General features: G+C 39.9%; 19 protein-coding genes, 2 pseudogenes and 1 riboswitch. Of the genes and pseudogenes, 2 read left to right on the plus strand and 19 right to left on the minus strand.

What is annotated here, in order from left to right:
• Positions 1–29: 29 nt before the first annotated feature.
• From mgtA to HMPREF2634_RS08310, 4 genes are all read right to left on the minus strand, one after another.
• On the minus strand, positions 30–2,684 hold the full coding sequence (gene mgtA, locus HMPREF2634_RS08295) for a magnesium-translocating P-type ATPase (RefSeq protein ID WP_003025641.1): 2,655 nt from the start codon (positions 2,682–2,684) through the stop codon (positions 30–32).
• Between the two features lie 251 nt (positions 2,685–2,935).
• Positions 2,936–3,088: riboswitch (M-box (ykoK) riboswitch) on the minus strand.
• A 69-nt stretch (positions 3,089–3,157) separates the two neighbouring features.
• Positions 3,158–4,324, minus strand: a complete 1,167-nt coding sequence (locus HMPREF2634_RS08300) for a MalY/PatB family protein (protein ID WP_021001397.1) — start codon at positions 4,322–4,324, stop codon at positions 3,158–3,160.
• A 1-nt stretch (position 4,325) separates the two neighbouring features.
• Positions 4,326–5,420: a cystathionine gamma-synthase gene (locus HMPREF2634_RS08305; RefSeq protein WP_021001396.1), complete on the minus strand. Its 1,095-nt coding sequence runs from the start codon at positions 5,418–5,420 to the stop codon at positions 4,326–4,328.
• 232 nt (positions 5,421–5,652) lie between these two features.
• The gene (locus HMPREF2634_RS08310) at positions 5,653–7,281 is read right to left on the minus strand and encodes a putative polysaccharide biosynthesis protein (RefSeq protein WP_021001395.1); all 1,629 of its coding nucleotides are present in this window, start codon (positions 7,279–7,281) and stop codon (positions 5,653–5,655) included.
• A gap of 85 nt (positions 7,282–7,366) precedes the next feature.
• On the opposite strand from HMPREF2634_RS08310, the gene HMPREF2634_RS08315 reads away from it, so the two are divergent.
• Entirely contained in the window at positions 7,367–8,812 is a 1,446-nt protein-coding gene (locus tag HMPREF2634_RS08315; RefSeq protein ID WP_021001394.1) for a UDP-N-acetylmuramoyl-L-alanyl-D-glutamate--L-lysine ligase, read from the plus strand.
• 119 nt (positions 8,813–8,931) lie between these two features.
• Here the strand turns inward: HMPREF2634_RS08315 and HMPREF2634_RS08320 are convergent, their stop codons facing one another.
• The 9 genes and pseudogenes from HMPREF2634_RS08320 to treP form a co-directional block, all read right to left on the minus strand.
• Positions 8,932–9,690 (minus strand): CPBP family intramembrane glutamic endopeptidase, encoded by a 759-nt coding sequence (locus tag HMPREF2634_RS08320; protein ID WP_003025656.1) that lies wholly within the window; start codon positions 9,688–9,690, stop codon positions 8,932–8,934.
• Positions 9,691–9,796: 106 nt separating this feature from the next.
• Entirely contained in the window at positions 9,797–10,468 is a 672-nt protein-coding gene (locus HMPREF2634_RS08325; RefSeq protein ID WP_003025659.1) for a DUF1803 domain-containing protein, read from the minus strand.
• Complete coding sequence (locus tag HMPREF2634_RS08330; RefSeq protein WP_021001393.1) at positions 10,461–10,973, minus strand: YiiX/YebB-like N1pC/P60 family cysteine hydrolase; 513 nt, start codon at positions 10,971–10,973, stop codon at positions 10,461–10,463. The genes HMPREF2634_RS08325 and HMPREF2634_RS08330 overlap by 8 nt, the downstream gene beginning before the upstream one ends.
• Positions 10,974–11,022: 49 nt before the next feature.
• On the minus strand, positions 11,023–11,958 hold the full coding sequence (locus HMPREF2634_RS08335) for a manganese-dependent inorganic pyrophosphatase (protein WP_021001392.1): 936 nt from the start codon (positions 11,956–11,958) through the stop codon (positions 11,023–11,025).
• Between the two features lie 140 nt (positions 11,959–12,098).
• Complete coding sequence (gene pflA / locus HMPREF2634_RS08340) at positions 12,099–12,896, minus strand: pyruvate formate-lyase-activating protein (protein ID WP_021001391.1); 798 nt, start codon at positions 12,894–12,896, stop codon at positions 12,099–12,101.
• A gap of 166 nt (positions 12,897–13,062) precedes the next feature.
• On the minus strand, positions 13,063–15,273 hold the full coding sequence (locus HMPREF2634_RS08345; RefSeq protein WP_021001390.1) for an endonuclease/exonuclease/phosphatase family protein: 2,211 nt from the start codon (positions 15,271–15,273) through the stop codon (positions 13,063–13,065).
• 159 nt (positions 15,274–15,432) lie between these two features.
• A complete protein-coding gene (locus HMPREF2634_RS08350) occupies positions 15,433–17,064 on the minus strand; it encodes an alpha,alpha-phosphotrehalase (RefSeq protein ID WP_081026659.1) in 1,632 nt (543 codons plus the stop codon).
• A gap of 206 nt (positions 17,065–17,270) precedes the next feature.
• A pseudogene (locus HMPREF2634_RS10315) lies at positions 17,271–17,726 on the minus strand (PTS glucose transporter subunit IIA); the annotation flags it as partial.
• 66 nt (positions 17,727–17,792) lie between these two features.
• Positions 17,793–19,284 (minus strand): annotated as a pseudogene (gene treP, locus HMPREF2634_RS08355) (PTS system trehalose-specific EIIBC component); the annotation flags it as partial.
• 178 nt (positions 19,285–19,462) lie between these two features.
• On the opposite strand from treP, the gene treR reads away from it, so the two are divergent.
• Positions 19,463–20,173 carry a trehalose operon repressor gene (gene treR / locus HMPREF2634_RS08360; RefSeq protein WP_021001389.1) on the plus strand — a complete coding sequence of 237 codons (711 nt, stop codon included), beginning with the start codon at positions 19,463–19,465 and terminating at the stop codon, positions 20,171–20,173.
• Positions 20,174–20,325: 152 nt separating this feature from the next.
• On the opposite strand, the gene HMPREF2634_RS08365 is transcribed toward treR, so the two are convergent.
• The 6 genes from HMPREF2634_RS08365 to HMPREF2634_RS10020 all read right to left on the minus strand — a co-directional run.
• Entirely contained in the window at positions 20,326–21,666 is a 1,341-nt protein-coding gene (locus HMPREF2634_RS08365) for a hemolysin family protein (RefSeq protein ID WP_021001388.1), read from the minus strand.
• 116 nt (positions 21,667–21,782) lie between these two features.
• Complete coding sequence (locus HMPREF2634_RS08370; RefSeq protein ID WP_021001387.1) at positions 21,783–23,432, minus strand: phosphoenolpyruvate carboxykinase (ATP); 1,650 nt, start codon at positions 23,430–23,432, stop codon at positions 21,783–21,785.
• A 266-nt stretch (positions 23,433–23,698) separates the two neighbouring features.
• Positions 23,699–24,985, minus strand: coding sequence for a LysM peptidoglycan-binding domain-containing protein (locus tag HMPREF2634_RS08375; protein ID WP_070836505.1), 1,287 nt, complete (start codon positions 24,983–24,985; stop codon positions 23,699–23,701).
• A gap of 1 nt (position 24,986) precedes the next feature.
• Positions 24,987–25,265 carry a hypothetical protein gene (locus tag HMPREF2634_RS08380; RefSeq protein ID WP_070836448.1) on the minus strand — a complete coding sequence of 93 codons (279 nt, stop codon included), beginning with the start codon at positions 25,263–25,265 and terminating at the stop codon, positions 24,987–24,989.
• 1 nt (position 25,266) lies between these two features.
• A complete protein-coding gene (locus HMPREF2634_RS08385) occupies positions 25,267–25,497 on the minus strand; it encodes a hypothetical protein (protein ID WP_022524853.1) in 231 nt (76 codons plus the stop codon).
• Between the two features lie 3 nt (positions 25,498–25,500).
• Positions 25,501–25,737: hypothetical protein (locus tag HMPREF2634_RS10020; RefSeq protein ID WP_070836449.1), on the minus strand; the 237-nt coding region annotated here is incomplete at its 5' end.

Genomic DNA, 25,737 nt, shown 5'->3' on the forward strand with positions numbered 1-25,737 from the left:
AACAAGCCTTTTCAAAGATTGTCAATTGCTTACAACCATTCATGGTATTTCTTAATATAAAGATGCTTCACAAACGTAACACTTGCCATATATAAAATCATGACAAGGATTAAGAATAAGAAATAAGTACCGTTTAATGGAGCCACTTTTAAAAGTGCTGAAAAAGGACCGTAGGGCAATAAGGTTACAAAGAACACGGCTGCTAGCGTTGTCATAACTACAGACAAAGCCGGTCTGCTTTGAATAAATGGCAGTTTAGGTGAGCGCAGCATATAGATAACCATGGTTTGCGTCCACATGGACTCAATAAACCAACCTGTTTGGAAAATGGTGATGAATTCGCTAGACATCCCATGATGATAAACAGAACCTGTCATCATCGGTGCAACGATAAAGAACAAAATCAAGAAGGTCATACAGTCAAAAATAGAACTGATTGGACCAATCCAAGCCATGAAACGAGTAATGGATTTTGCACTCCAAATGCGCGGTTTTTGTAAAAATTCACAGTCGACATTGTCAAACGGCAAAGCGATACAAGAAATATCATAGACCAAATTCAACACAATCAAATGAATCGGTGCCATAGGCAAAAATGGTAGGAAAATACTTGAAATCAACAAGGAAAAGATATTCCCGAAGTTGGAACTGACTGTCATCTTGATATATTTGGTCATATTAGCATAGACTTTGCGACCTTCCACCAAGCCTTTTTCAAGCACCAACAAGTCCTTATCTAACAGGATAACATCAGCTGTTTCTTTAGCAATATCGACAGCTGTATCAACTGAAATCCCTACATCAGCTACTTTCATAGAAGGTGCATCATTGATGCCGTCTCCCATATAGCCAACCTTATGCCCATTTGCTTTCAGCTGCAAAATGATACGCGCTTTTTGGTCAGGAGATAATTTTGCAAAAACAGTTGTGGTTTCAACCACCTTACTCAATTCGTCATCTGACATCGTTTCAATCACAGAGCCAAGTAGGATATGTTCTGCATCTAAACCAACTTTCTCACAGACCGCTTCTGTGACTTTTTCATTGTCCCCTGTCAAAATTTTGGTGGCAACACCATATTCTGTTAAAGCCTTGATAGCAGGCGCTGCAGAAGGTTTTGGCGGGTCAAGGAAAGCAAGATAACCCGTCAAAATCATATCAGACTCATCTTCTACTGTGTATTCATAGTCAGCATCTAAGTCTGAGCGATAGCTGACGCCCAGCACACGCAGTCCTTGTTCATTTAACTGTGCAACTTCTGCTAAAATTTCTTGACGAATTTCTTCCGTCAAAGGAAGGATTTCCCCTTTGTCTTCGACATAATTTGAAATGGCTAACATTTCTTCCAAAGCACCTTTTGTTACCATGCTAACGACATTTTCATCATCTCGAACCAGCACACTCATGCGGCGGCGTTCAAAATCAAAAGGCAATTCATCAATTTTCTTAAAAGTTTGGTCCAAGTTCCGAACGATTTCATGCTTTTCAGCTTCTTTTTCTGTCCGATTGATAATAGCACGATCCATTAGGTTTTTTAGCCCTGTTTGGTAATACGAATTAAGATAAGCCCTGCGAAGAACGGCTAAATCAAGCTCTCCATGAATATCCAGCGGATATTCCAAGACAATCTCATCTTGCGTCAATGTACCTGTTTTATCCGTGCAAAGGATATCAATCGCTCCCAAATCTTGAATGGCATTGAGTTTCTTGATGACAACTTTTTCTTTTGCCATAAGAATAGAACCCTTAGCCAAGCTTGCAGTGATGACCATAGGCAGCATTTCTGGTGTCAAACCAACACCGACACTAAGTGCAAATACACCAGCCTCCAACCAATCTCCGTCTGTCAGACCATTGATGAAAAAGACAACGGGCACAAGTACCAGCATGAGACGAATGAGCAGCCACGAAATACTGTTCATTTCCCGCTCAAATGAAGTTGGTTCGTCATACGTATTGAGCGTTTGCTCAATAGCACCCATCTTGGTATCGTCTCCAACGACCAGAACAAGAGCAATGGCACGACCAGAGATTACATTGGTTCCCATAAAGGCAAGTGCTTCAGACTCAAGCAAGCTATCTGTTTCTTTTGTCTCACATTTATCCAGCGCCATTTTTTCAACAGCATCACTTTCACCTGTCAAACCTGACTGTTGCACAAAGAAGTCGCGCGAATCTAAGATTAGCACATCTGCTGGTAGCATATCTCCTGCACTCAAGCGGATAATGTCTCCTACTACTAATTCTGTAATCGGAATTTCTTGCTCTTTTCCCTCACGGACGACTGTCACTGTATTGACAATCATACGTGAAAGATTGCTGGCTGCTTTGTCGCTCCGCAATTCTTGCACAAAGCGAATACTACCAGACAACAAGACAAGGACAACGATGATGATAAATGTCGTCGGGTCTTCTTGCCCTGGCTTTGCCAGCCAAACATTGGTCACCAAAGACACCAATGCAATGAGTAAGAGAATAACGGTAAAGGGATTGATAATGGACTCATAAATCTTTTTAAAAATTGAATCTTCTTGCCCTTTTGTCAATTCATTTTCGCCATATAAGTCGCGATTTTCTTCAACTTGCTCTTCTGTCAGTCCTGCTCTGGAAGTGTTGAAAAAGGTCATCGTGTCCCCTACAGACATACGAAGAGCATCTGTTAATCTTTCTTTTGCTGTTTTCACTGATTTTCTCCTCTATCTAAGACTATCTGAGCTGTAATATTTCTATTGATCTCAGATTCCTTCATTTGCTAGAGTCGATTCCAAAGGGAGCATGAGGAATGCTCAGATATGGCAATCGACTGGTTTTCTGTTGACTCGGGTGATCATCATTTGGCATATTCCTCACTCCTTTCCCTTGCGGTTTTCCTTTTAAAAAATCAGTTCAAAACACTAAAATCCTACCATGAAAAAACATGGCAGGACTGTATGTCTTGTGTTACCGTTCAAGCTTTAACTCCGTAGGGCGATGAAATGACATTAGTCGAAACCTTAGCGATCTCAACTGCTAACCAACGCGTAGTGTCTCCACTACTTTGCGGTAGTCATCCGTATCCCTATGGTAGCCTCACCTACCGATTTTTCATACTAACTATACTCCACTTAAGAATGATTGTCAACCCCAAATGGCTGTTTCTGGAAATTTCTTTTCATTCTTATTGTGGCAAACAATGCACGATTCTCTTGCAAATCTCTTCTACTAAGGGTTTTGGTGTTGCAATATTTAATCTTGCATGCAACTCCCCCTCTTTTCCATAATCACTTCCTCGATTGAGAATGACTTTGGCTTGGTCATGCAACAAAGCAAAAAGTTCATCATCTGTCAAACCATAGGCACTGAAATCAAGCCATATCAGATAGGTCCCTTGTGGTTTCATTACTTTTAAACGCGGAGCTTCTTTGGCAAAATAATCCACCGCAAATTGAATATTTTCTTCTAAAACAGCTTTTAGTGCCACTAACCAAGGCTTGCCATAACGATAGGCCGTTTCTGTCGCAATGTACCCTAAACTTGACACTTCATGGTGGTTATTGGCAAGCTGCTGACGTTTAAACCGTGCACGCAATGCAGGATTTTCAATAACAGCATAGGAATTTTTAGTGCCTGCAATATTAAAGGTCTTGGTAGCACTAGACAGTATGATGGCAAATTCTTTAAAATCAGGTGAAATGGTATTAAAGGAAACATGCTCATGACCAAACAAGGTCAAATCTTGATGAATCTCATCTGATGCCAAGATAACCTGGTGTTCTTGACAAAGATGACCGATTCTTTCCAAAACCTCTCTTTCCCAAACACGTCCTCCGGGATTGTGCGGACTGCAAAGAAGATACAATTTCACATTATTTTCGACAATCTCTTTTTCCAATTGCTCAAAGTCAATTTGAAACAAACCGTTTTCTTCTTTGAGAGAATTAGATACTAATTTTCGATTGTTTAAGCGAACGCTACGAGCAAAAGGTGGATAAACAGGAGAATTGATTAAAACAGCGTCTCCCTCTTTGGTAAAGGCTTGAATCGCAAGAGAAATAGCTGGCACAACACCTTCTACAAAAACGATATCTTCCTTATCAAACGAATACCGATGTTCGCTCTTTTCCCAATCCAACACCGCTTGGAGTAGCTCATCACTCGCATAAGTATAGCCATAAACCAACTGCTCTGCATAGTCATGAATCGCATTTTTTACTTCCGGCATGACCTCAAAGTCCATATCTGCAATCCACGCCGGCAGTAATTGAGGGTCTGTCTCTGTCTCTTTCCACTTATAAGTGTGGTGAGATAAGCGATTCGGTGCTGTTTGAAAATTGTATTTGCTCATATTATACCTCCAAAGCAAATTTTAAATCTGTGATTAAGTCTTGGCTGTCTTCGATTCCAATGGATAAACGCAATAAGTCATCTGTTAAACCGTAGGATTTCCGCACGTCAGCTGGAATATCTGCATGTGTTTGTGTCGCAGGATAAGTAATCAAGCTTTCTACTCCCCCCAAGCTTTCTGCAAAGGTAAAGACTTTTAGCGTATTTAGCAAATGTGGAATAACTGCTTCATCCTTTACTTTAAAGGAAATCATGCCACCCTTTCCCGGATAGAGAACCTCTTTTACTGCTGGCGAATCTTTCAAAAAAGCTGCTACAGCTTGTGCATTTTTTGTTGAACGCTCCATACGTAGAGACAAAGTTTTCAAACCTCGAAGCAAGAGATAACTATCAAATGGAGATAAGACAGCTCCTGTCGTATTGAGATTGTAGAATAGATTCTTATAAAGCTCTTTGTCACTCGTCATAAGAGCACCAGCCAGAACATCATTATGTCCTCCTAAGTACTTAGTTGCTGAATGTAGCACAAGATCCGCTCCATTTTCCAAAGGACGTTGATAGATTGGAGTATAAAATGTGTTATCTACAATAACCTTTGCACCTTTTGCATGAGCTTTTTCTGCAATAGCCGCAATATCAAACTCAAGCATTAACGGATTCGTCGGGGTTTCTAGATACACCACATCTATATCCTCTGTTAAAGCCGCAAGTAATTCTTCTTCCGTATTTGCATATGTAAAGTGAAAGCGCCCTTCTTGCTCCACTTGATGAAACCAGCGAAAAGAACCGCCATAAAGGTCACGAACTGCTAGAACCTTGCTTCCAACTGGAAAAACACTAAAAGCCAAAACAATGGCGCTCATTCCTGAGCTCGTAGCTAATGCATAATCCGCATGCTCAATGGCTGCTAACGTCTTTTCCAAGCTGCTTCGCGTTGGGTTTTTCGTGCGCGTATAGTCATATCCAGTGGATTTTCCAAATTCTGGATGCTGATAGGTCGTTGAAAAATGCAAAGGTGTTGTCAAGGCACCTGTTGCTTCATCTGTTTTAATACCAGCATGAGCTAAAATCGTGTCTAATTGTAACTTTTTATCCATAATAAATAACCTCCATAAGATCGAAATAGAATCAATCAACCTTTATTATTCTAAGTGATTCTATTGTAACATCTTACGAAAATACTGTGTTTTGTTCTTTTCAAGAGCTAGATATAATTTTAAACTATACTGACTATTCAAAAAATTATAGAACTTGATTGCAAGAATAGCTATTTTCATTATAGCTTAATTTTTATAATTTTTCTACAATATTAAAAAGCCTTTCGGCCTTTTAATGAATATGAAATTTTTGACGTAAGGTTTGAGCTTTCTCACCAATAAAGCGGTCTAACAAACGGACTCGCAAAGCCATTGCTCCATAAATAGCCATGCCCAAGCCACCAATGATAACCAAATAAAGCATACTCGAAATGCGTCCACTTGGATGAAAGACAAAGCCAAGTACGACTTCCACAATGGCAATCAAAAGAGCCATAACTGCCGTTAAAATTCCAATCAACAAACTCCGTTTGAAGAGAATGGTTTGATTGAGCCCAGTTACTTGACGAATGTGTTGGTACATCAGAATGATTGGAACGATGAGTCCAATTGTCGTTGCCAGAAGCGGTCCATAGGCCCTAAACAGATAAATAAATGGAATTTGCAAAATGAGCTTAACAAGAACTCCGTAACCAAAATAGATAATTGCTTTACGATTTTGAAAAAGCGCCTGAATCATTGGCGACAAGACAGTATAGACACCAAGAATAAGCGTCTGTAACATAGCAAAAATGAAGAGCCCCAAAGCTAAACTATCTGGTTGTCCGTAGAAAATCGTATACAAAGGACGGGCTACTAAGACGGAACCAATCGTTGCTGGTAAAAGAAACAGCAGTAACATACTCAAATTATCTTGAATCAAGCGCGCAGCCGCCTTTAAATCACCTTTGACATAGTTTTCTGTCAGCAAAGGAATCCCCACACCGCCGATCGAAGTTGCTACTGCAATCAAAATCATGGTAATCTTATTTGGATTAGCAGAGAAATAACTGAACATAACCACCAGCTGAGAATTGCTATAATTGGTGAACCATTTCATCGTATTGATAAATGTCATCTGGTCAATGATTTGGAAAAGCTGAATAGCAGAACCCGTGATGATAAAAGGAATGGCTTCACGAATCGTATCCACCAGCAAAGCACGGCTGTTGATTTCAGCACTATTAGCCGGTTTGTGTAAGATAGATGTCAAGAGATTGGTTTTCCAAAGAAAATAAACCAAAACCGCCATACTGGCAAACATACCGACAAAGGCTGCAAAAGTAGATTGGGTCACTGCAGCAACATAATCTTTAGAGCCCAATTTCATAATGAAAAATGTTGCAAGCAGCATCCAAATCACACGAATGACCTGCTCGGCAATCTGGCTCATGGCATACGGTTTCAAATTGTTAAAACCTTGGAAAAATCCACGAATAACACTCATGGCTGGAAATACTAGCACAGCCCACGACAGACTCTGCATAACTGGAATCAGCTCTTTCCCAACTCCTGACACACGCGCAAAGAACGGTGATAAGAGATACATGATCACTGCAAAAATGACTCCCAACAAGAGCATGAATTTCAAAAATTCACGAATGAGAGTAAAACTATGATCTTTTTGCTCAATTGTATTGTATTTAGCAACTTGCTTGGCGACTGCGACAGGTACACCTGCCGTGGAAATCAGAAGAAACCAAGCATAAATATTGTATCCCATGGTAAACAAACCATTGGCCTCTGCACCATGCTTTCCCATCCAGATATACCAAGGAATGATATAAATTGCCCCTAAAAAACGGCTGATAAAGTTACTAGCTGTCAGCCAAGCTGTCCCTAGAAGCATTTGCTTTTGTTGATTTGTTGTTTGTTGGTCCATACATAACCTCTAAAAATAGTCTCATCTTATTATAAACTTTTCCTTTCCGCTTGTAAAACTTCGCCATTAAGTTTACAATAGAAATATGATAACAATTGAAAACGCATTAAACATTTTAAAAAACGATTACAATTTCCGCGAGATTATCGACAAGGGACATTTCCTTTATAGAGCTACTGATTTCACATTTGATAATATCAGCTACGACAGCCGTGAAGTGGATGCTTCCACTCTTTTCTTTGTCAAAGGTGACAATTTTAAAAAAGAATTTTTGGAAAAAGCTGTTGAATCAGGCTTACAGTTCTATGTCAGTGAGACGGATTTTGAAGTAACTATTCCGGTGATTCTAGTCAACGACGTAAAGCAAGCCATGAGCCTTCTTGCCATGGAATTTTATGGAAATCCACAAGATAAACTCAAACTGCTCGCATTTACAGGAACTAAGGGAAAGACAACGTCTGCTTATTTTGCCTATCATATCCTCCAACAAAGTCATAAGCCAGCTCTCTTGTCTACCATGAACACGACGCTTGATGGAGAACATTTCTTCAAATCTGCTTTGACAACACCGGAAAGCTTGGATTTGTTCAAAATGATGGCGACAGCTGTTGAAAATGGACGGACTCATCTCATCATGGAAGTTTCCAGTCAGGCTTATCTGAAAAAGCGGGTTTATGGTTTGACCTTTGACGTTGGTGTTTTCCTTAATATCAGCCCTGATCATATCGGACCAATTGAACATCCGACATTTGAAGATTATTTTTATCATAAGCGACTCCTCATGGAAAATAGCCGAGCTGTTGTCGTTAATAGCGAAATGGACCATTTTGAAGTTTTGGCTGAGCAAGTTGCTTCCATGGAGCATGATTTCTACGGACAGCATTCAGACAATCAAATTCATCATTCGCAAGCCTTTTCTTTTGAAACAAGCGGAATCCTCACAGAAAAATTTGACATTCAGCTAATCGGACGTTTTAACCAAGAAAATGCACTTGCTGCTAGCCTTGCCTGTCTACGCTTAGGTGCCACTATTTCTGATATAAAAAAAGGCATTGCTGCTACGCGTGTCCCTGGACGTATGGAAGTGCTGACCCAACAAAATGGTGCCAAAGTGTTTGTGGATTACGCACACAATGGTGTCAGTCTCGCCAATCTCCTATCGGTTGTGCAAGAGCATCAAAAAGGTAGGATTGTTTTGGTGCTCGGTGCAACTGGAAATAAGGGCGAAAGTCGCCGCAAAGATTTTGGTCTACTAATCAATCAACATCCAGAATTAATGGTGATTTTAACCGCAGATGATCCAAATTACGAGGATCCAATTGCCATTGCCAAAGAAATTGCTTCTTACATATCCTTTGATGTTGATATGATTACTGACCGCGAAGAAGCTATTAAAAAAGCCCTTGGCTTAACTAGTAAAAAAGGCGATGCTGTCATTCTAGCAGGCAAAGGCGCTGATTGCTACCAAATTATAAATGGTAAAAAAGCTAACTATCCAGGTGATTATGCGATTGCAGAAAAATATTTATAGAAACTAATAAAGGTCGAGACAAACGTTTTCGACCTTTAATTATTGAAGAAAAATTACAAATTTATACTAACAAATAGAAATGCACAATTCTTTAGAAATCAAAATCTTGCTTTATGATTTTATTTTCTCCAACTAATCAAAACATACATTAGACTTGATCCATACATATCCGCAAGAGCATGTACGAGGAAGAAAGGCAAGAGATTTTTAACCTTGTATTTGTAAAGGAAATAATAGAGAAGTCCAAAACCAACACCAATCGTCAGCGCCCAGAGCATCCCCTGATAGGTATGGAAAGAGACACGAATAATTGTCGAATAAAGAAGAACCCACCACTTATATTTGTCTTTTACTGAGGTCAATAGCCCCAAGAAGAAAAATTCTTCGTAAAAGCCGTTGAGCAAAGCATAGAGAATCAGCATCGGTGTCAAATCAGTAAATTTACGGAAAATTTCTAACAGATCAATGTATTTCCATAATTGCGGATTAAAATAATTATATTCTCCGCTAAGGGTTGTCACCGTGTCTGCCAAAATCCCCATCACCGCAAAGATAAAGGGAACCCAAAAGAGTACCGACCACGATAGACGAATCGGCAACTGCTTAAAATCAAAACGGCGAAGTATTAAGTAAGCTATCGTCAAAGCTAACATAAGGAGCTGCCATTCTAGGTTGCTAACATAAGCTGCTCCGTCACTTGCTGTTTTACTAGCTGTACCTGTTACTGCTGCCGTAGTGGACGGTGACAAGCTCGCAAGATAAAGTTCCGTTGAGCGATAGATAAATTGTCCAAATAGCAGAGCTGTCACAATGACAATATCAAACCATTTCAAATACTTCAACGGCTGAGACGGACGAATTTTTTCTAAAAGATTCACGATACCTTCCTTTCATGCAACGAAACGATTTAGTGATTACCAAATCTTGCTAAATTTAACTCTTATACCTATAAATTTATCAAAAAAATCTTAAAATTTTATTATTCTATAATTTATCTAATGCTTCCTTTACACGAAAGGTCAATGTTTCCTTATCAAAATCCAATTTTAATTCATATTTCCCTGCTTCGTTAGGCGCAATATAACCTAAAATCACTAGAGCATCTACAAAAATATCACGCCGTTTCTGCATCAGCTCAGTTTTGCGACCATATTTTAAGAGGAAGGTCGTCATATATTTTAGAGCATACTCAGGATTTACATCTCCTACCAAATCATAGAGTTTTTGTTGCTGATTGATCAATGGATATTGTTGTTTCAACCTATAAAAATAATTGGAAAGCGTCAACTGCTCTCTGAGAAAATCCGTTTTTTCTACTAAAATAGCTTGGTTTGTTTGATTGGTTAAATGCGTCTCAAAACGCATATTCAGCAATTCTTGATAAAGAGGACTGTCATCTCGCACAAAGACTTCCTGATCCAAAGACAAAGCCGTCACATTTTCCAACAGAGGAACGCTTTGATGATAGCGTTTATTTTCCCGAAGCACATAGCCTGCCTTGATATAATCCTCTATAGAGCGATCAATATTGGGAAAATTTGCAAACTCACGCTTTATCTCTCGCAAAGTAACATCGTCATGTTGATCTAAGTAATTTATCAATTCATGAAAAAAGGGCTGATGTGTCAAACGACTGGGATTGATTACTTTAATCATCTAATCTTCCTTTGTAAACTAATTTTTCGGATTGAGCCAATTGGCTAGGATTGGTTCCCGGCTGATGAAGAGGAACAGCTAGCCCCAATTCCTTGTAATACTGCTGCCAAAAAGGAGCAACTTCCTCATCTTCATCACCGAACTGCATAGCAATGGTTTCAAAAATGGGGAGGACTTCCGCAATATATTCAGAACAGTAAAAACCTGTCGTATTTGGATAAAAGCTATTGTTATAAGGCTTGTAAAGGTGTTGTTCTGCTCTTTTCCAGACAGCTTTCACATCTATATCAGGGAAAACATAGACATCATAGCATTCATCGTCCTGTAAAAATACCTCTATCGGCTGCTTCATGACACCCTGTTCACTTGTCGCATGGTACATCCAGCCGTCAAAAAAGATTGCCACATGGTTATACCGCCCAGTTGATCGCTGAATAGCTTCTGCTATATCAGATTGGCTGGACACAAAAAGCAAATCCCCATTTTGTAAATCTTGAATTTTCATAGAACTATTGTATCAAAAAAGGAGCCGAAACTCCCTTTTTATTCTATTCTTAAGCATTAAAACTTTCTGTTAATTGCGGAACGACTTGTTTCTTACGAGAAACAGCGCCAGCAAGGAAAGAGTGGTTATTTTCAAGAACAAAATTGAAAGCTGCTTCTACCTTGTCCATATTGCGACCGATTGCCAGGATTTCCGAGTTTGAATTGACAATGTCAGTAATCATTAAAACAAAGTCAGAATAACCATTGGCTGCGTTTGTTTTTTCAATAGCTGCTTCCAGTTCAGCTTGGCGTTCCAAGACTTCTGCAATATCAACTGTGTTGACCTGTGCCACACGAACTTGATTTCCGTTTAATTCAAATGTTTTAGCATCAATATCAATCAATTCTTCGGCAGATTTACTTGCTAAGTTCGTTCCAGCTTTAAGCATAGCCAAACCGTATTCTTCCAAATTCACACCAGCCAATTCAGCTAATTCTGGAGCAATGACTTTATCACTTGGATGTGTAGTAGGTGATTTCAAAAGAAGAGTATCCGAAATCAAACCTGAGAGCATTAGTCCTGCGAGTTCTTTTGGTACAGCTACGCCAGATTCTTTAAACATGCGATAAACGATAGAAGAAGCTGAACCGACAGGCTCCAAACGCATATAAAGTGGACTAGCTGTTTCAAAATTTGCCACACGATGGTGATCCACAACGCCATACACTTCTACCTCTGCAATGTCAGAAATAGATTGTTGAAATTCATTGTGGTCTGTTAAAATAACTTGCTCAACTCCCTCTGCCTTTGCAGATGTCACCACACGCGGTGCTTTTACACCAAAAGTATCCAAGACAAACGCTGTTTCTTCATTTGGTTCTCCCAAAGCAACCGCTTCTGTATCCAATCCATAAGCCTCACGTGCAAGGTAAGCAAAGGCTACAGCTGAACCAATCGCATCTGAATCTGGATTTTGATGACCGAAAACTAAAATTTTAGACATGATAGTACCTCATAAACTTTTTATACATCCTATTTTAGCACAATTTTAAGATTTTCACAAAGAGAGTGATAGAAAAGCACCCAATTGTCAGCTTTTCTAGCTAACTCCTTGAGTGCTCATCAACCTCTCACTTTTTTGTATCAACTATTGTGCACGCGATTCATATACTCTGTATAGGATTCGGTTTTCATGAGTTCTTTGGCATTTTTTATTCGGTCAGCAGTTGGTGGTTTAATACCTTCTAATGGATAAGGAATTCCTAATTCACGCCATTTAAATTCTCCCATTGTATGATAAGGTAGCACTTCAAATTTATCAACTGTTTTTAACGTTTTGACAAACTCACCTAATTCTTTTAAGTCGTCATCACGGTCTGTCAACGTTGGAACCAAAACATGGCGAATCCACATTGGAACACCTTTATCAGACAGATATTTTGCACATTCCAAAATATTCTTATTGGTGTGCCCTGTCACAAATTTATGCTGGGCATCATTGATTTCTTTAATATCCAGCAACACTAAATCTGTCACTTCAAGCAGGCGATCAAAAACTTTGAGATACTCTGGTGTATTGCGGAACGGCATCGCACAAGTATCTAAAGTGCAATGAATTCCCAATTCTTTAGCTTTGGTAAAAAGTGCAGTCACAAAATTAATCTGCAAAAGAGCTTCACCACCACTTACTGTAATCCCACCTTTTTTACCCCAAAAGCCACGATAACGAAGCGCTTCTTGCAAAACGTCTTCAACCGTTCGCTCTCTTGAATTATTGGTTTCCATTGCCCATGTATCTGGATTGTGGCAATATTGGCAACGCATTTTACAACCCTGTAAAAAGACAATGAAACGGATACCAGGCCCATCAACAGCTCCAAAACTTTCAGTTGAATGGACCATACCTGTTACTTTTCCATAATCAATGACTTCTTTTTCCATCGTCTTATCCTCTTGAAAACGTTTTATAATACTATTATAACACTTCTTTTCTAGATAGAGGGACAATTTGTCTATTTTTTAGAAAATAATCTGTTTTTCAGTTTCATTTTCAATATTTTTCAAAAAAACGAGAGAATCTTAAAACTCTCTCGTTCATCTATTCCTTTTAATCCGTCACTTTCTTTCGCCAAAGGAGGGTTGCACTTAGGATGACAAGCCCTACAACAGCTACTTCAGCACCTGTTGTTCCTGTAGATGGTAAAATTCTCTTTTTAGTTGGTTTATCATCTCTATTTGGTGAAGTTGTGCTGTCACCAGAAGGTTTTGGCTCAGTTGGTTGAGTCGGCGTCGTGTCATCTTTTTTCTGACTAAAGTCAAGCTGTGCAATGACGGGATCATGGTCTGATGCCCGACCGTGTTCTTCCATGAAAGAAGCATTAATGTGAACTGGTGAGAACACTGTTTTATCAGCAATATTTTTTGAAACAAAGATATTGTCTAAACTTTGATTGCTGCCACGGTAAAAATAAGAATAGCGGTCTGCTGCGTCGTGATTCAGCATCATATTGACTAATTCATTACCAGCCACTGCTTTGGCAGTTTCTGAAAATTCAAAGTCATTAAAGTCACCAGTTAAGACAAACTTCAAATTTGGATTTTGCTTCAAACCTTCTTTTACAAAAGCATTCAACAACTTCCCTTGCTCAATCCGTTGTGCCAATGTATTTTGTACTGCTGGTTGTTTAGAACCATATACTGCATCATCACCGAGTTTGGATTTCAAATGATTGGCAATCACGACAATCCGTTCACCTTTAAATTCAAACTCTGCTGCTAAAGATTTTCTAACTTTCGTAAAGGCTGGATTGGTCGGATCGATCCTTGCAGGATTTTTCACCAAATGCCCATCTTTGAAGGCAGCTGCTTCTGTGCTACTTCCTGCTTCACGCTCAACTAACTTCACTCGTTGAGGATTATACAAGTAAGCCACACGAATATTGGAGCCCGGCTTTCCACCATCTGCTCCATCAACAGGGGCGACTTCGGTATATTTATATTCTTTGCCACCTAATTGTTTAATTTTAGCAGCCAGTTTTTCACCGCTTTGCACACCGCTGACAGTACCATCATTAACGCTTCCATTATTGTCTTGAACTTCTATGAGTGTGATAATATCTGGACTATGGATTTCATTGATAAAGGATTTGGCAATTTTCTCCACTTTTGCGTCAGGTGTTTCACCCGCTGCATTGTTTGCTGAGAAGTTTTCAATATTATAAGAAGCAATCGTCAATTTATCTTCACTTGGGTAAAGTTTAGAAACTTCTCTTTGCAGACCGCCATCTTGCAGATCTGGCAACTTCGTTGGCTCCAACTTATAAACCTTGCTGCGATAAGTTACAACACCAGAAACATCTTCATTAAAGTAATCTTTGGCTTTGGCAATAAACTTATTTCCTACATAAACCGGAATGGTTGCCGTATTTTGCGCATTCGGACGTAAATTGACACCACCGATATTATTTAGCGGCAATTCTTGATATCCAGCAGGTAACAGGTAGATATCCCCGCGATATTGCGGACCAAGCACACGAGGTTTTTTCACTGTTGTCAACATACCCTCCAGACTTTCCCAATAATCCAATGCATCATGTTCTGGATCATAAGTAGTCGGAGTATTATCCACGATATCTTTTGGCATACGATCTGAAATATTAACTGGTTCTGGTAGTGCGGCTGTACCGTTTTTCGTTACCTTAGAAGCAAACAATTGCGTGACAGTTAAGCTATCAGCTGGTTTTTTAAATTGTTGCCCCGGACGGACGCTGAGCGACTCCATGTAACCTTCTTTAACTTCACCTTCAATCGTCAATCGGTCTCCAACGGCTACTTTTTCCTTTGAAACTACATAGATAGCATCTGAAGTCTTTGTGTTCCCGTCAGCTTTGATGTCTTGTGCATAAAAGCCATATCGATCCGTTTTAGTGACGACTACACTTGACACGCGCACCTTTTTCCCATTATAAGGCGATTCATGTGCTTCGCCTTGAATTTGACCAATATTGGCTACCTCGGTAAATTCAGAAGTAGTAGCTCTTGCTTCACTGCTTGAAGCTTCTGTCTTAGGTGTTTCTTCGCTTGTGCTACTTGGCTCATTCGTACTACTCGTACTGCTTGCCGAACTTTCAGAAGTTGTTTCTGATGATTGCGACTGAGTTGTTGAAGCAACAGAACTAGACTCTGAAGTCGTTGTTACAGAAGTTTCTGAACTTGAAGAGCTCGCCTCATTTGCCTGAACAACAGGACTTAGAACGCTACTAGCTAACAAAATAGTTGTCGCAAACAATACAGGCAATTGTTTTGAAGTTTTTTTCATATATTCTCCTTTACATCATAATTTGGAAATCAAATTTCCTTGAGATGTATTTCTACCGTAATTATTATAAATAAAACAAAAGGACAATGCAAGCGCTTTCTCTTGGATTTAAAAAAATCGGCTGAACAATTCAGTCGATTTTAGGATTTATTACTGCATTTAGTGTTTATTTACAATAATTGCCAAACTTTCATAAGGTCTTAATGTTACAACTTCTGCTGTTTGAGCTTCTTCATAATTAGAAAGGAGCACTTCGCCATTTTGATACTCTGGTAAAATATCTATCGTAATCGGATCTAGATAAAAGTTATTGAGTACCAAAAGTTTTTCGTCACCTAATTGACGCTCAAAAGCATAAACTTGCTGACTGTCTTCATAAGCTGGTTGATAGCTGCCTTCGGCAATGATAGGAAGCTCCTTGCGAAGAGTAATCAGTTTTTGATAGAAAGTGAAAATCGGGCCCTGCATCTCATTTTCAACATTGATTTCAGGATAAGATTTCCCTGCTTTGAGCCAAGGGGTGCCTGTCGTAAAGCCAGCATTCGCTGAATCATCCCACTGCATAGGAGTGCGAGAATTATCGCGAGATTTAGCCTGAATAATTGCAAAAGCTTCTTCTGGTGTTTTTCCTTGCTCCAGCAGCATCTGATAGGCATTGATAGACTCCACATCCACATAATCTGCCATAGAGTCATAGTCTGGATTCACCATGCCGATTTCTTCTCCCATATAAATATATGGCATCCCGCGAGACAGATGAATGCTGGCCGCAAGCATAGTTGCTCCTTCATTGCGGAAATGCTGAACATCAACAAAACGATTTAAGGCACGTGGCTGATCATGATTGTTCCAAAATAGAGCACTCCAGCCATCATGGTCACTCATTTCCTTGCCCCACGTATGAAAAAGACGGTTGAGCTCCTCGAAATCAAATTTTTTCAAGCTCCATTTTTGACCATTTTCATAATCCACCTTCAAATGATGGAAATTAAAGGCCATAGACAATTCGTGACGTGCCGGATCTGTATAGAGAATGCAGTTTTCAATAGTAGTCGCACTCATTTCTCCAACCGTCATAAATGAATCATCCTGACCGAATGTAGCCTCGTTCATCATGTGTAGGTATTCATGTACAATGGGCTTATCCGTATAGGCAGGCTTACCATCATTTTCCGAACAGTTTTCCAACACCTCATCTTTTCCAATCAGATTGATGACGTCAAAGCGAAAACCCCTGACACCCTTGTTCCGCCAAAAATTGACAACTTTGAAAAGTTCTTCGCGAACATGAGGATTGCGCCAGTTGAGATCAGCCTGCGTCCACATCAAAGAGATGCAGGTAGTACTTGCCAGTGTCGCCAAAAGGTGCCCAGGCGCTGCCGCCAAACTTAGACAACCAATCTGTCGGCTCATCACGCAGAAAAAAAAATCTTGGTAGTACGGATCGCCAGCTAAAGCTTTTTGAAACCATTCATGCTCGGTCGAGCAATGATTTAAGACCATATCCAGCATAAAGTCAATGCCGTATTCTTTCCCAACTTGGACCATCTCTTCAAAGTCAGACATCGTCCCAAAAAGAGGGTTGACAGCCGTGTAGTCTGAAATATCATAACCATTATCACGCTGCGGGCTGGGATAGAAAGGATTGAGCCAGACCATATCCACTCCTAATTCTTTGAGGTAAGGAATTTTCTCAATAACGCCTTGAAAATCTCCTATCCCATTGCCGGTCGTGTCTTTAAATGATTTTGGATAAATTTGATAGACGACTTTTGTCTTATCTAATGCCATTTGTCTTCCTTTTCTATTTTCTAAAAGAAAGAGGCGGGGCTTAAGCTCCTCCCCTTTATCGTTACTTTTATTCTTTGTACGAGCTTTTTTGCCTCTCGTTAAGAGATTGCTGCTTGGATTTCCAGCAGTGAGGCAAATGGATTACTGAGATAAATTTGTCCATTCGTTAGATAAAATCCTGCTCATCATAGCTCGTATCAAACATTTTACCCGATTCGAGTAGCTGTCATCAGCTTATCTCCACGTTCGACAGTCCGCGGTAATGTTCTCTGTTCATCAGCCTGAAATTGCTCTTGATTTGTGATAATCACAGGTGTTTCAGTCACTAAGCCAGCTTCCTGAATAGCTGCTATATCAAAACTAACCAGTTTCTGACCTACGCTCACTCTGTCTCCTTGAGCCACATGAGCTTCAAAACCTTTGCCGTCGAGATTAACTGTGTCCATACCGATATGCATGAGTAATTCGACACCTTCATCTGACACGATTCCAACAGCATGATTGGTTGGGAAAAGCACTGATACCGTCCCGTTCACAGGGGCCACCAGTTCTCCCTCACTTGGAAGGATGACAACTCCTTGTCCCATCACGCCTTGAGCAAAGACAGGGTCGGTTGCTTAGCTTAATTCTTTGACTTCCCCAGCCAGTGGGCTAGCAATTTCTGCAAAATCTACTTTTGGAGCGGCTTCTTTTGCTTCGTCAATGGCTTCAATTTGCGGTGATTTGACACTTTCATCTTCTGTCTTTGTAAACATGCCTGTCTTGCGGAAGAAGAAAGTCAAAATCATCGGTACTGCAATAGCTACTAACATAATAAGGAAGAATGGAAGCATGTATTTAGCTTGGATAGATAAGATACCTGGAATTCCACCGATTCCGATAGCATTGGCTGTTACGTTAAAGGTTACGGATAAGAGACCTGCGATAGAAGAACCAATCATCCCTGCCACAAATGGGTAGACGTACTTCACGTTGACCCCAAAAAGGGCTGGTTCTGTAACACCTAGATAAGCAGAAATCGTTGCTGGCAGAGAAATCTGTGCTTCACGTTCATTATGACGGTTCATCAGATAGTAAGCAAATACAGCTGAACCTTGAGCGATATTGGACAAGGCAATCATTGGCCATAGCGCCGTACCGCCTGTATCTGCAACCAGCTGTGTATCAATGGCATTGGTCATGTGGTGCAGACCAGTGATAACAAACGGAGCATAGAGGGCACCAAATATCGCACCAAAGAGCCATTTAACAGGACCAGTCAGACCAGCAAGCACCGCTGTTGACAGCCATTGTCCAAGTGTCCAACCAATTGGACCAAGGACTGTATGCGCTAGAATCAAAGCTGGAATCAAGGATAAGAATGGCACAAAAATCATGGACACAACTTCTGGAATGCGTTTGCGCCAGAAGATTTCAAGATAAGATAGCGACAATCCTGCAAGCAGAGCTGGAATAACTTGTGCTTGGTATCCAATTTTTCTAACTGTGAAGAAACCAAAATCCCATACCCAGTTTTTAGCAATTTCTGAAGCTGGCGTACCAGCTACTGCATAAGCGTTAAGTAACTGAGGAGACACCAGACAGATTCCCAAAACGATACCGAGGATTTGGCTGGTTCCCATTTTACGAGAAACAGACCAGACAATACCAACTGGCAAGAAGTGGAAAATCGCTTCACCCGGCAGCCACAAGAATGAGTTTACCCCGCTCCAGAACTGTGATACATCCACAATTGTATTGTAAATCGGAGTACCGTCTTTAGCAAACTGAGCAACACCGTCAACCATTTTTTGACCGAGCGCCTGAATCTGCACACCTTCCAGAATATTGCGGAAACCGAGAATCAGCCCCCCCAACGATAATGGCTGGAATAATTGGAGTGAAAATTTCCGCCAGCATTGTCATGACACGCTGTACTGGATTCTGATTGCTTTTGGCAGCGGCTTTGGCTGCTTCTTTTGATACTCCTTCAATCCCTGAAACAGCTGTAAAATCATTGTAGAAAATCGGCACATCATTTCCGATAATGACCTGAAACTGCCCTGCATTTGTAAAAGTTCCCTTTACAGCTGGAATGGCTTCAATTGCTTTTACGTCTGCCTTCTTTTCATCTGCCAATACAAAGCGCATCCGAGTTGCACAATGGCTGACAGCTGAGACATTCGCCTTGCCGCCGATAGCATCTAATAGCGTCTTGGCGTCTTTCTCAAATTTTCCCATTTTCTGTTTGGCTAGGCTTAACCTAACACTCTCCTTCTTTTTTCATCATTGTACAATTGATTGATACATTTATTGTAAACGATACCAAAGATGTCTGCAAGATGTTTGTAGTAAAAAAGGCTCTTTTTTGGTAAAATTTATTTAGTTGTATGCTAAAAAGAAAACAAGTGAGGATATCATGAAAAAATATAAACAAATTTTTAAACTCTTAGAACAAGATATTCTAAACGAGAAATATCAGATAAATGATTATCTTCCTAGCGAACACGAACTTGTCCAGACCTACAAGGTCAGCCGTGACACGATTCGTAAATCGCTTGATTTGCTTCAAAAAGCTGGTCTCATTCAAAAAAGGAGAGGTAAAGGCTCTAAAGTCATCCAACAAGAACAGATTGACTTTCCCGTTTCCAACCTAACTAGTTACCAAGAACTTGTCCGGCAACATGGAATGAATTCTAAAACCAATGTCATACAGTTAGAAAAAATTACAGTTGATAAAAAATTATCCAGTCTTACTGGTTTTCCTGAATACCGTCTGGTGTGGCGGATTATTCGCCAAAGGGTCGTTGACGGGATTGCCTCCGTCTTGGATATTGATTACCTTGATAAGAGTTTTGTCCCTTCTATTAACCGTGAAATTGCAGAGCATTCAATTTATGCTTATTTAGAAGATGAACTGGGACTACACATTTCTTACGCCCAAAAAGAAATCACAATTGATCCAGCCACTAATCGCGATAAAATATTGATGAACATTGGAAATGACCACCATGTCGTCTCTGTCAAATCAAAAGTCTATCTTGCAGACGGACAGCAATTTCAGTTTACAGATAGTCGTCATAAACTCGAAAAATTCCGTTTCGTTGACTTCTCCAAACGGCAAAAATGATCATGACCCTTCACAAAATTCACTCTTCAATATTAAAAATAAAGGAAGAATGTCGTTGTCATCAATCTGCTTCCTTTATTTTTAATGTCATTCACATATTTATAAAAAGTAAAGTAAACTTATCAATTTTTGAAAAACGAAAGAAGCTGAGACTATTTCTCAACTTCTTCCTCTTCTTCTACTATTTCAGAAACTTCTACTTTGAGCTTTGTCACACGTCCATTTTTTACCTTATCATTGGTTAAAATGAGCTTTTTGCCCTGACTTTCCACTTCATAACTCAAACGCTCTTTCACGTCGGGTATCGAACCTACGCCCGTCAAATAATAACCCGCAATGGTATCAACGTCATCACTTTCCAGTTCAACTTCAAAATACTCGTTAAAGTCATTCAAACTCATGGTTCCAAGGACGAAATAAATATGGTCAGAAACCTGATACACCTCTACTTCAGCCTTATCTGTTTCATCATCTATCTCACCGACAATTTCTTCCAGTAGGTCTTCCAACGTTACCAGACCAGACATACCACCATATTCATCTAACAATATCGCCATTTGATTTTGCGTATTCCGCAACTCTGTCAGCAAATCATCCACGAAAATCGTTTCTGGCACAAAGAGCGGTTCCTGCAAAATTTTTCGTAGTACAATATTATCAAAACCATTAGTAAACGCCTCATTTAACAGACGTTTGGTGTGAATAAGTCCAATAACATTGTCTTTATCATCATCATAAACCGGAATCCGTGAAAAGTTCTGCTTCAAAATGCTTTCAATAATTTCCTTGGTATCATCATTGATGTCCACCATAAAAGCATCTGTACGAGGAACCATCACTTCACGCGCCATCATCTCATCTAGTGAAAAAATCCCCTGCAGCATTTCAATTTCATCTGCATCCAATGTTTCTTCACTATTGGTCAGCATATACTCAATCTCATCACGTGTCATTTTCTCATCTGCATCATCAAAAGTCATGGGAGTGATTCGACTGAGCAGATTGGTAGAGGCTGATAAAAGCCAAACAAAGGGACTGACAATTTTTCCCAAAAAGATGATAACTGGCGCTGTACGAACCGCTAGGGAATCTTTGAGGTTCAGAGCGATTCTCTTTGGATATAATTCCCCAAAAACAATAGAAACATAAGTCAAAATAGCAACAGATAAGAAGCTTGCAATCGCTCTTGCTGTCTCAGAATTTCCCATCCAAGAAGCAATTTCCCGACCGAGTGTATTAGCCAAACTAGCTCCTGATAAAATTGTAATCAAAGTAATTCCAACTTGAATGGTGGATAAAAAGTGATTAGGTTTTTCCAAGACTTTCAATAAGCGAATATATTTTGCATCGCCTTCGTCAGCCTTTTGTTCCACACGAGCACGGTTTAAGGATACCATCGCCATCTCAGCTGCTGAAAAAAAGGCGTTTAATAGTGTTAAAACCAATAATAGTAAAGCTTGCAGTAACAAGGTCTGACTGCTAGGGTCTTCCATGAATGTTCTCTCCTCATATATAAGTAATCTTAATTATAGCATACTTTTTGACTTCTTGCACAGGGAGTGTTAAAAAGAAAGTTTAAAGGAGGATTGCAAAGAAGAAAATCGATTGTTTAGGCTTCTAAATTTTGCAGAACTGTTTCCAAGCGTGAAATTGCATCAACAGGAAGTGCCGTTTTAGGGTATTTTTGATTAAAGGCAAGCAAGAAGTTCAGCCGTACTTGCATTCTTTCTCTAAGTAATTGTTTGTAGCGAGCATCAAAATTCGGAATCGGATACCCTTCACATTCCATGTATTCAAAACCCTCCAATGACCCAAATGGTTTAAATTCTACTTCTTCATCAACAATTTTTTCAATAATATTCAAGCTAACTTCTTTTGAAATTCCCTTGCCCATATAAAATCCAGTATTGATGATATAGCAGTCGACACCAGATTCAAAGAGACTACGGAATTTCCGATAATCTTCCACCAAGGGATACACTCTAAATGGATTGGCATAAGGTTCAATCACCAAATCATCATGCTTGCCAATCACATTTTCAGCATTGGAACGCTTGGTCATCAAGGTACAGCCCATAGTAGAAGCCATCAGCGGATCGTTGATTTTGATCAAAGGTGGAAGAGAATCATCTTTCATAATCCAGAAAATGGCTTGGATAGGTTCATCAATTCGATCGACCCGATTTGGCGTTGCAAAACGAGACTTAACTGTCCGACCATTTCCATTTCGAATATCCTCTGTTACCAATTTTTTTAGACCATTGTCATCCAGTGTCACACCACAATTCTGAACTGTTACAAAAAAGTCCTGCTCCCTATGTCCAATGGAATAGTCATTCGTTTTATCAAAATAGGACGGTTCCAGAGCAATGGAAGAGCCATCTTTGACAGAAATAATAAAGGCATCATCATGCAAAACCTTAATATCATATTTTCCATTATGTTTGGCATGCGTCAGCGTGGATTTTCCTGAACCAGATAAACCAAAGAAGGAGGCTACATAGTCTTGCTTTTCAGCCTCTTTTTGTTTAAAGATTTTCAAGCCGCCGTGACAAGCTACATATCCATTTCTAGCAGCGGTTGCCCAAGCTAAGGTTAAAGTCGCTTTTTTTAACTCACCAAAGTAATTTAAACCCAAAATAATGACACAATTGTGCTGAGTATCAAAATATACCAATCCTTCAGGATAATCTGGATGCTTCCATTTGGGATCGAAAAAAACAAATATGTCATTTTCATCGTACTTTTTAGAAACTCTCAAACGATTTTTAAACTCTTCATCCAAAATTTGAAAGTTTAAAAGCCAAGAATAAAGATTGTTGATTTCATCTTCAGGAACCATGAGATGAGCACAAGCCATAAAGGCTTCATCTAGCCCTACAACTGCATCTGCCTTATAAAATTTTCGATGATGAGCCTGATAGATTGCACTGCGTACTATCGAAAGCAGCTTCTCATCTTCCTCACTGTCTCTACCAAAAATCCGTCGAGCTTTAGCCGTTCGACCAACAACTGCGCCAGAATTCGTTAATAAAACACGAGCATAAGAAGGTAAGCCCAGTTCCTTCGTATGAATCACGGGCATATCTAAAACAATTGTCCCAGCAGCTGCGGAAGCCAATTGATAAGCTTCTTCTACGGTTTTTATTGCAACAACCTGATTTTCATAAAAAGCTGTTTCAATGATTGCCTTCAAAGGAGAGAAATAAGAAGAATTTTTTCTTATTTCCTGCGGAGAATATTTACGACGTGTTACCATAAGTGTACCTCCTCTATCTTATTAGTTCTATTTTAGCATAATAATTTTATTATATCGACTTAATAGCGGAATAGTTGTTAATCGCTTATATAATAAGGATTTCGAGAGATAATATACACTAAATAATACAGTCATAAACGAAAATAAACGTAGTCAAAACGTAGCCAGTCTTGCCCGCATAGTTGAGAAAGTGATAAGTCTAAAAAGGCTTTATTTTTTTGCAGCAAAAAAAGCCCCTAGGATTTCTCCTAAGAGCTTAATTTATCTTATTTCACTCTATAAGTTACGCCTGCATAGATGAGGTCGCTTGACAATCCATTGAGTGCTTGGATACTTTCTACTGTTGTACCATATTGAGCAGCCATGCCAGAAAGGGTGTCTCCCCATTGCGCCGTATGATAAGACACATTTTGAGGAGCTGATTGTCCTTGTCCTATCAGTTTTAGAACTTGTCCTACATAGATATAGTTTGGATTGCTAATGCCGTTCAGAGCTGCTAACTGTTGATAAGTCGTGCCGTATTGAGCGGCAATTCCAGAAAGGGTATCACCCGGCTGTACCGTGTATGAGCCGGACTGTTGAACGGTTGGAGATGGTGCAGGTTGACTATTAGTAGTAGAGATAATCTCTGCATTTCGTTTGTAAATCCAAGAGTTAATACCTGCTAACAGCACCTTGTCACCGCTCACCTCTGCTACTTGATAAGACCGACCTTTAACCCAATCAGGGATTACTTCTCCTGTCGCCCAGTTGGTAGCCGAGAAATTAACCTTGACTGTGTCGCCGACTTTAATATCACTTTTCGGTGTGTTATCAGCTTTTTCGCCTTCTTTAATCGCTGGTGTTTGTGTTATAGGCGCATTCTTGCGACTATAACCGTTATCTGTGATACCAGTCAAGTCCACATTACCATCAAGTCCACCTGCTATGTAAGTTGAGGTGAATTGGAAGATTGCAATTCCCGGAAGAGATGGGAAAAAGTTATAATTTGGTGATGGCGTCACATTGTAATCTGGATAAGCTCCAATCCACAAAGAATTTGGAAATTCGGCTAAAATCCGATTATAATCAACGTGATCAAGCGTGTAAGGCTTGTAGGAGTAGTACATAGGCGTGTAACCCGCCGCCTTAATCATACGCATCCCATGCAAAATTGCGTTTGTGTTGGCTTCTTTGTCAGCGCTCGCTCCGCTCTCATAGTCCAGAGCTACAATTGACCCTTTCGGTGTTTGTACCTGCGGCAAGAAGGTTTTAAGCACTTGCTCACCCAAAGCAGCATTGCCGCCCACCTCGTACCAAACATAAGTGTGAGCACGTTTACCCTGTGCGATAGCACTTGCTACTTGCGTTTCATACGTTGATTGGCCGTACATACCATAGGCATTGATACCGCCAATTTGGATAATAGCAAACTTGTCATGCCCGTATCCAAAGATACCACTTGTCCCTTGATAGACAGACCAGTCCACGCCTTGATCTCCTACCGCTGCTTGTGCAGCAGTAGGAAGCATGAAACCAAGTACGATTGTAACAAGAGCTAAAAGCTGCTTCATTTTATTTTTCTGTGTCATCCGCTGTGTCTCCTTTTTTATTTTTAAAAGCCAATTCGTAATAACCGATGGCAGACAAGCCAGCAATTAGCCCACCCCAACCATACGCAGCATAATCACCATGTGTAATTGTTGCGGCGTACGCAAGACCTACAATAATCCCTAAAACCAGAGCTAACGTAGATACTTGCTTTCCGTTTAGATTGAATTGCGTCTTAACGACATTTACAATCGCTGAAATAATCGGGGCAATAATGCCTGCTGTGATTAAAATTTGTTGCATCTTATTTCTCCTTTTCGATTTTGCTTTCGAGCTTGTCAATTTGCTCATCAAGATAGTTTGTTCTTTCTTCTAAGCGATAAGTTCGCTCTACTACACTATTGTGCTTCTCCACTTTCTTTTCCAACTCCTGAATCCGAAAAGTGGTTATCTTAGCACTAGTAATAATCCCGCCGAATGTGCCAATCAACGAAGCGCTAATCGTCACGACCGCATTTATGACGTCTGGTGCCATATACTACTCCTTCTTAGTAGGAGCATCCCAGATTGGTTCACCCGCTTCGTCAAATTTCATAATGTAAAATGCTTTATCAAACATATTTGTAAAGCGAAAAGTCGTAATTGAATTGTTATATCGGTCAAACGCCCACACAAGCGGAACTTCTACCAACTTACGCTTGCCACCTACAATCGCAGGACGCTTTTGCGTTTCCTTATAGATATAGTAGTCATCCGTATCATTTTTAAAACGAAT

Origin of the sequence: Streptococcus sp. HMSC034B03 (assembly GCF_001838575.1) — a bacterium.
In the GTDB taxonomy this organism is placed as follows: Bacteria; Bacillota; Bacilli; order Lactobacillales; family Streptococcaceae; genus Streptococcus; species Streptococcus anginosus.